This is a genomic window from Mariniflexile ostreae, assembly GCF_042427585.1.
GTDB classification, from domain to species: Bacteria; Bacteroidota; Bacteroidia; order Flavobacteriales; family Flavobacteriaceae; genus Pseudalgibacter; species Pseudalgibacter ostreae.
Window position 1 is genome coordinate 1 of record NZ_JBHMFC010000064.1, and the last position, 7,917, is coordinate 7,917.

A 7,917-nucleotide genomic window follows, 5' to 3' on the forward strand; every position below is an offset into this window, starting at 1 on the left:
GAAAAATGGAACGCTGATAAACAGCTAATAATAATGAGAAAATTAAACGCATAATTAATAATCGAAATTTAAAAGATTACTCTTGTTTTATAGGGGTCAAAACATTGCAAATCTGAATAACGTTGCGTAACCGTCCCTTTTGCTGTTTGATAATTGAATGCAGCATCATCAAAATCAGATTTACTTATTACCTGGTTATCATATAATGTTTTTTGTCTGTCATAAATTGTTTGTGTGTAGTTTCGCTGACTCACCGCATTGTCATAAACGGCTTGTGCTTGTGTTTTAGCTGCATTTAAATTGGTTTTATCTAACTCAGCAATCAGTTGTCCTTCGGTAACCACGCTGTTGTAATCCACATATATTTTTTCTACCACACCTGATACCTGTGTACCAACTTCAACTTGTGTAATAGGTTCCATCGTTCCGGTTGCGGTAACCATGGTAGTGACGTTCGCTTTTTTTGCTGTAATAGTTTGTGCTTCTATAACAATAGCATCATTATCTTTCATTAAAACAAATGCTGCAATAGCAAGTGCAATTAACACGATGCTTCCTATAATAATTTTCTTTTTATTTTTCATTTTGATTAAAGTTTAATATCGTTTCCTTGATAAAATTGTAGTAATTGATGGTATAAAATATTTAAGTATTTGGCTTGTAAATAATTTTGTTGTGCGTTGGTAAAGGTGTTTTGGCTAATAACTAGGTCTGTAGTACTTAGCCCGCCTAACTCATATTTTTTTTGCGCTAATTTGTAAGATTGCTCCGCTGCTATTTTAGAGGCTTCAGAAGCTAAAACTTGTTCTTGGGCCGACACGGCATTCTGATAGGCTGTTTCTACCTTCTTATAAACTTCTTTTTCTGTAGTTCGCTTTTGAAGTTCGGCTTTTTCAATATTAATACTTGCTTTTTGTACAGCAGCCTTAGTTTGGTTTCTATTAAATATGGGAATGGTTAATGAAAGTCCTAATTTCTGATTGAAATTAACATTAAATTGGTCTGAAAAAGCATTGTCATGGATACTTGTATATCCAGAACCAACACTTCCAGACAAGGCTAGAACTGGTAAAAATCCACCCTTAGCAATATCCAACTCCGTTTCGTTTGCAGCAATATTTAGTTTGCTTGCCTGAATTTCTGGTAAAAACCCTAAAGCTTTATTATAGACCTCGTCTTTATGAAGCTCTAAGTGTGTTACATCCATATTTTCATCTATGGCTTCAACTTCTATACTTTCCATTGGCGATAGTTCCAATAACTGTTTGAGAGCAATTATATAGTGCTGGTAGTCATTTTTTGCTGAAATAAGATTGTATTTGTTTGTTGCTTTCTGACTTTGAGCTTCTGTATAATCACTTAGCGCGATGGTTCCTGCATCTAAACGTGCTTTAGCCCTTATCACTTCTTTTTCTGAAGCTGTTAAGTTGTTTTCAGCTATCGAAATATTTTCCTTACTATATAAGGTTTGTAAGTAGGTTTCTAAAATATTTAAAACAATGTTGTTTTTTTCTACTTCTTCTTGAAAAACACTTTGATCTAACAGTATTTTATTTTGTTTGATTTGATTGTTAAGTTGATTTCCTTGAAACAAGGACACAGTGGTATTAATTCCAACATTCGTACTGTGTATTTGATCCGTAACATAATCACTAGTTATAGGATCTATGGTGTTTCCACTTGAAAAATTTTGTGAAGCACTACCAAAGAGATTAGGAAGTCTAGAAGATTTCGCTTGGCCATACGCTACAGCTGCAATATTGGTATTAAGTGCAGCGTCTTTTACTGTAATATTATTTTCTAAAGCGTAAGTGATACAGGCCTCTAAAGACCATGTTTTTGGAGTTAAAGCCTCTGGAGTATCTTGTGCAGAAGAAAACTGAAAAACCAGTAAGCTTATGATGATGACGTATAGTTTCATTTTTAAAGTATTTAAATTAACACTTCAAAGATGAAATTATATGCTATGCTAATACAAGACAATAGATGTTTGAGACTATCACCTATACCAAATACGGTATTGTATCGATAAGAATTTCTATAATTGCTTTAACCTTCACAATATAAATTGGTTTCCCATTTTCTATAAATTTCAATTTTATCGCTTAAGGGTAAAACGGACGTCATGATATTCGTAAAAAAACAAAAAAAAGCTGAACAAGTATAATTATTGTCCAGCTTTAATATATATACATTTTTAGCATATAAGAGTGGCATACATGCTATTGCAAGTTCACAACTTCTTTTTAGCTATTTTCAAGTACCATAATAAACTATGCTTCTTCTAACACTTTTTTTGTTTTTCTATACGTGTAATTTGGGTAGATACTACGTTTAGCAAAACGATTAACCGTGTTGCTATTAATCATTTTAGTATAAATTTGTTTTGTAACCCCAAAATACTCGTAAGTAGATCCATCTACGAAAGTAATTTCTAACAACAAGCCTTTATGTGTATAATCTGCAATACCAGAATTGGTAATGGTTTCTGTATAGGCTTCTAAATTAGCCGCTATGGTTTCGGGTGCAATACTTACAAGAAAATGGTACCCATCAATAATTTTTCGGCTATTTATCTCTGCTTCTTCCTGCAAAGCATCTCCATTTTGAAATTTGTCTGGGTGCCACTCTTTAACCAAATTACGATAAGTCGTTTTTAAAGTCTTTAATTCCAGTTCTTTTTCAACCCCAAAGAGTTTCTTGTATTCGTTTATGCGCTTCATATCAATTTTTTTTGAAGGCGCAAAAGTACATGTTAAAATTAGATGAATGACTACATTTTATAACTAAATTTTATATGGACTAGATTTTACCTAAATATTTGGATATATAAAGGCTTAAACCATTATAAATTAGCACTTTTTAACTCATAGCGTATGATTAAAAACCAAGCTTTAAAACTGTGTTTAAAGAAACTTTAAATAACCTCATGATAAAACACTTTATTCTAATACAGTTACACGAACCTTTTTATTTTTTAAACGCGTGTTGTTTAATTTTTCTACCAGTTCTTTAGCTCTAGTTAAAGGGATAGCCACAAAGGCACAATCCTGTTTCAGTTCGATAGTTCCTAATTGGTCTTTTTCAATACCGCCTTGTTTAAAAAATAAACCTGCAATGTCCCCCTTTGAAATTTTATCTTTTCGTCCTCCAGATATAAACAGAGTTTCCCAATACTGGGGTTTATGAGGTGCTTTTTTAGAAATATTTATACCGCTTACATTTTTTATGAATTCGGGCAATAATTCATTTTCCCATTTTAAGATATAGGCCGTTCCTTTTTCATTAACCCTGGCCGTTCTACCGTTTCTATGAATAAATTCTTCTTCATGACGAGGCAACTCATAATGAATAATATAGTTCATTTCTGGAATATCGATACCTCTAGCGGCCAAATCTGTGGCCACCAAGACTCGCGAAGTGCCATTTCTAAATTTAATTAATGCGCGCTCTCTTTCTTGCTGTTCCATACCACCAGAAAAACAGGCATGAGCAATTCTATGTCGTTTTAAAAAAGAACTAACGTCGTCTATACTATCCCTTAAATTGCAAAAAATAATACCTGGCTCATTACCAATATGCTGTAACAAGGCCTGCAAGGTTTTTAATTTGTTTTTATCTGGAGACACCACCGTCTTAATCGCTAATTGCGACCGTGTTTTAAGCTTTAAGTAATTGATAACATGTGGCTTGTCTAATCTCACAAAACCAGGAACGGTAACTCCTTGGGTGGCTGATGTTAAAATGCGTTTGTTGATGCTAGGCAACTGCATGATAATGGCTTTCATTTCCTCTTCAAAACCATCTTCTAAAGATTTATCAAACTCATCCAATATTAATGTTTTAATACTGGCTTTAGAAAAACGTTCGCTTTTAAAATGATCTAATACTCTACCCGGCGTCCCTATTAAAATGGCTGGGTTGTGTTTAATTTCTATTTTATCTTTAGACATGGGTCTGCCGCCGTACACGGCATTTACCTTATAACCAGACCCCATAGACCGAACCACTTGCTCTATTTGAATGGCCAACTCTCTAGATGGCACAACTATTAAAGCCTGAACCTCTGTAGAATCTGGGTTTAAAACCTGTAGTAATGGTAAAAGAAAGGCTAAAGTTTTTCCCGTTCCAGTTGGCGACAAGAGAACCGTATTTGTAGTTGTTTCAATTACAGAAACAGCCTCCTCCTGCATGGGGTTCAACGCTTGAATATTTAATTTTGTTAAAATATCCTGTTGATTTTTAATGCTATTTGCCATAATGTTTATTTCTTTTTCGTTTTTTTAGGTGTCTCAGATATTAAATTGGCTGCTCCAGATTCTGATAAGTAATGGGCTAATATTTTATCCACCAGCTCGTCTTTTGTTACATGATGGAATATGGTTTTTATCTTCGCTTTAAAATCTTCGGAAACCTCACGGTTTGGCTTGGTCTTGAATATTTTTTTCGCCCATAGCAAACCATTATTTTCTTCAATACTTTGGGCATCTGCTTTTATAAAGGGTTTAAAAACAATACCTAATTCGTTTTCAAATTCGGCAATATCTGCAACTTCTTCCTCTTGTAGAATGGTTAACGAAAGTCCTTTTGCCCCTGCCCTAGCCGTTCGTCCACTTCTGTGCACATAGGCTTCATAGGTATCTGGCAAATGATAATTAACTACGTAAGACACCTCTTTAACATCAATACCACGAGCAGCCAAATCTGTTGCCACTAAAATATCGATATATCCCGCTCTAAATTGCTCCATAATACGGTCGCGAATGCCCTGCGTTAAGCTGCCATGTATCGCACCAGAAGCGAATTTATTAATGGCTAAGTTTTTTGCCAATTTATTAACCGCTGCTTTGGTTTTACAAAATATGATTCCGCGTTCACCTCCTTTAGAATTTAAGAAATGAAGTAATACGTCCAACTTTTCTATAGGTTCTACAACCACATAGTGGTGCGCAATACCTTGATGTCCAACAGTAGCCATATCTGCCTCTATGTGTACCACGTGCTTAGACATATAATTTTGAACCAATTGCTTGATAGCACCAGGCATGGTGGCCGTAAACAATAATGTTCTTCTGGTTTTTGGAATTTCTTTTATAATGGCATCCACTTCATCCTTTAAAGCACTTACCATTTCATCGGCTTCATCTAAAACTAAATACTTCAGATTTTTAAGTTGGATGGCGCCTCGTTTCATTACATCCAACAAACGTCCTGGTGTTGCAACAACAATATGGGTGGTGGTTTTCAAACGCTCTATTTGAGGCTTTATGGGAATACCTCCACATACTGATGCAATAGATACCGTAGGGCTATCTGTAGCAAAAGCTTCTAAATTATTATAAATTTGTTGCCCCAGTTCTCGAGTTGGAGCTAAAATAAGCGCCTGAACATCAGCAAGGTTTGTATCTACCAACTGTAACAAAGGCAGCCCAAAAGCCGCTGTTTTCCCCGTACCGGTTTTTGCTAAAACTACAACATCTTCGTTTTGATTTAGAACAACCGGAATCGTTTTTTCCTGAATATCTGTGGGAACAGTAATTTGTAAACCGATTAAACTTTTTTGTAAGGATGCGTTAATTCCTAAATCTGAAAACTGTTTTGGCATAACTTAATTTTTTTGCAAAGATAATCACACTTTTATAGGGAACCCCTTAAAATTGTATGGTATTATTATTTTATGTTCCATAAAATGTATAAAACTGCGTTATGCTCCATCTTAAAAACTACTGGAACAAGCCCAAATATTTGCTTTTAAGAATGTTACAAATACATATAATGTAAAAAAGAAAGCCTGTGCAATATGGATACCGTTTTCATGTTAAATAATAAGTACTAGTGTTCCAGCTCCTTCATAATCTCTGCAAACAATTCGTAAGAGCGTATGCGTTCTTTACCGTCATAAATATTAGTAACGGCAATAAGCTCATCTGCTTGCGTCTCTGCTAAAAACGTTTTAACTTGTTCCTTTACAGTGGCTTTACTCCCTATAAAAGAATACTTAAGCATTTGGTGCACTTGCGGGTGTTGCATAACTTCCCTAAGCTCATCGGTTAATGCCGTAGGGGGCTGCACATACTCCCGTTTGCCTGTAAATATCCCTACAATCATACGAATTAATGATGTTGATAAACGTTCAGCTTCCTCATCCGTATCGGCAACAACAATATTTACACCAGCCATAACATATGGTTTTTCTAAATGCTCGGATGCTTGAAACTCTTTGCGATATATCGCTAGAGCATCTTTTAAGTGGGTGGTTGCAAAGTGGCTAGCAAAAGCATAGGGCAATCCTTTTTTTGCGGCCAGATGCGCACTATCTGTACTGGAGCCTAAAATATAAATAGGCACATCGACGCCTTCTGCTACCGTAGCACGAACTTTAGCATGGGCATTTTCTTTTGAAAAATACTGTTCTATTTTTTCAAGTTCGTTAGGAAACGAATGTGCCGCCTGCATAAAATCTGAACGAATGGCCTGTGCTGTTTCTCGGTCTGTTCCCGGTGCCCGCCCCAAACCTAAATCAATACGGTTAGGGTACAAAGCCCCTAAAGTGCCAAACTGTTCGGCAATAATCAAAGGAGAGTGGTTGGGCAACATAATGCCACCAGAACCGATGCGTAAAGTTTTAGTGCCTTCGGCAACATAACCAATTAACACCGACGTGGCACTACTGCCAATATTGATGGCATTATGGTGTTCGGCCAACCAATAGCGGGTATAGCCAAAGGATTCAGCCTGTTGTGCCAATTCAAGGGCATTATTATAGGTTTGCTTAAGCGTATGGCCTTCTGAAACCAATGCTAGGTCCAAAATAGAATAAAGCGTATGTGACGTTTTCATAGACATGCAATGTATGATGTGTTTTGAGCAAAAAACCAAGCGGTGTGCGTTACACTGTAAACCGCTTTTATCTCGTTTAATAAATTAGTATAATACTGAATTTATCCAAACAGGATGGTTTATCCAGTAAGTCGTAATTAAACACCAAATTTAACAAATCCAAAGCAAAAAGAAAGTTAAGGTATTCTAAAGCTTTAAGGATTGTGTATTATATCCCCTTGCTTTTTCATGTATAACCCGCTCCAGGTTTTAATAAAGCACCTCTGTATAGATTCTAACCAATAGCAATAAAACCCCAATAATAATATAAATTAACCAATATTTTTTCATTGGCGTAGCAGACTCCTCTTTCTTCATTTTCAACCATATTCCAACACCGATTATTAATAAAGGAATTGCTAATCTATAAATCACTTCAATACTCATAAGCTTATTTTTCTTTTAAGATTTCTTCCTATAGATTGTTTTAAATAGGACTGCAATTTAAGGAATTACCTGTTCAATAGGTTAAGTGATTTACTATAAACTGGTGTAATAATACACAAAAACCAAGACTGCCCAGATGCTTTGCCACTCTAAAACTCGCAAGGCACTTATATTATATTACGAATGATGCGAATACCCTGTTTTTTTTTTTGGACATGCCATTCCATTCCGTAACGAAGGAATATTTACATGGTGGTGCTGTTGTTTTAATTGAAGGATTGTCTAAAAGCCAATGGTGAACAATTGGTTTTATTTTTAAATAATGTGCTGAAAGATGCTGGATACTCAAACCCTAATGCATAAGCAATTTCACTAACCGTAAGTTCTGTTGTAAAAAGCTTTTCTTTTGCTTTTTCAATCAATTTATTATGAATGTGATTCTGGGTGCTCTGTCCTGTTAAACTTTTAGCATATGCGTTAAATAGTTAGGAGAAACCTGTAAATATTCAGCAATTTGAATAACCGTAGGTATACCACCGTAAAGCATATTAGTTTAGCCCCTTAATAGTTCGGAGTGATATTTTAAATTTGAAAACCCATATATTTGAGATATGAAATACAGGAAATGGACATTAGAACAGAAGTTAGAAA

The 7,917-nt window shown here is 35.2% G+C and carries 7 protein-coding genes and 1 pseudogene; all 8 read right to left on the reverse strand.

Annotated elements, in window-relative coordinates; all coding sequences use genetic code 11:
* Window positions 1-68 precede the first annotated feature (68 nt).
* On the reverse strand, window positions 69-584 hold the full coding sequence (locus tag ACFFU9_RS10745; RefSeq protein ID WP_379861442.1) for an efflux RND transporter periplasmic adaptor subunit: 516 nt from the start codon (window positions 582-584) through the stop codon (window positions 69-71).
* 5 nt (window positions 585-589) lie between these two features.
* Window positions 590-1,921 (reverse strand): TolC family protein, encoded by a 1,332-nt coding sequence (locus ACFFU9_RS10750; RefSeq protein WP_379861443.1) that lies wholly within the window; start codon window positions 1,919-1,921, stop codon window positions 590-592.
* Between the two features lie 352 nt (window positions 1,922-2,273).
* On the reverse strand, window positions 2,274-2,723 hold the full coding sequence (locus ACFFU9_RS10755) for a KTSC domain-containing protein (protein ID WP_379861444.1): 450 nt from the start codon (window positions 2,721-2,723) through the stop codon (window positions 2,274-2,276).
* 219 nt (window positions 2,724-2,942) lie between these two features.
* On the reverse strand, window positions 2,943-4,259 hold the full coding sequence (locus ACFFU9_RS10760) for a DEAD/DEAH box helicase (RefSeq protein WP_379861445.1): 1,317 nt from the start codon (window positions 4,257-4,259) through the stop codon (window positions 2,943-2,945).
* Window positions 4,260-4,264: 5 nt separating this feature from the next.
* Window positions 4,265-5,605 carry a DEAD/DEAH box helicase gene (locus ACFFU9_RS10765; protein WP_379861446.1) on the reverse strand — a complete coding sequence of 447 codons (1,341 nt, stop codon included), beginning with the start codon at window positions 5,603-5,605 and terminating at the stop codon, window positions 4,265-4,267.
* A gap of 227 nt (window positions 5,606-5,832) precedes the next feature.
* A complete protein-coding gene (locus ACFFU9_RS10770; protein WP_379861447.1) occupies window positions 5,833-6,840 on the reverse strand; it encodes an LLM class flavin-dependent oxidoreductase in 1,008 nt (335 codons plus the stop codon).
* A gap of 249 nt (window positions 6,841-7,089) precedes the next feature.
* Window positions 7,090-7,266 (reverse strand): hypothetical protein, encoded by a 177-nt coding sequence (locus ACFFU9_RS10775; protein WP_379861448.1) that lies wholly within the window; start codon window positions 7,264-7,266, stop codon window positions 7,090-7,092.
* 266 nt (window positions 7,267-7,532) lie between these two features.
* Window positions 7,533-7,801 (reverse strand): annotated as a pseudogene (locus tag ACFFU9_RS10780) (helix-turn-helix domain-containing protein); the annotation flags it as partial.
* Window positions 7,802-7,917: the final 116 nt, after the last annotated feature.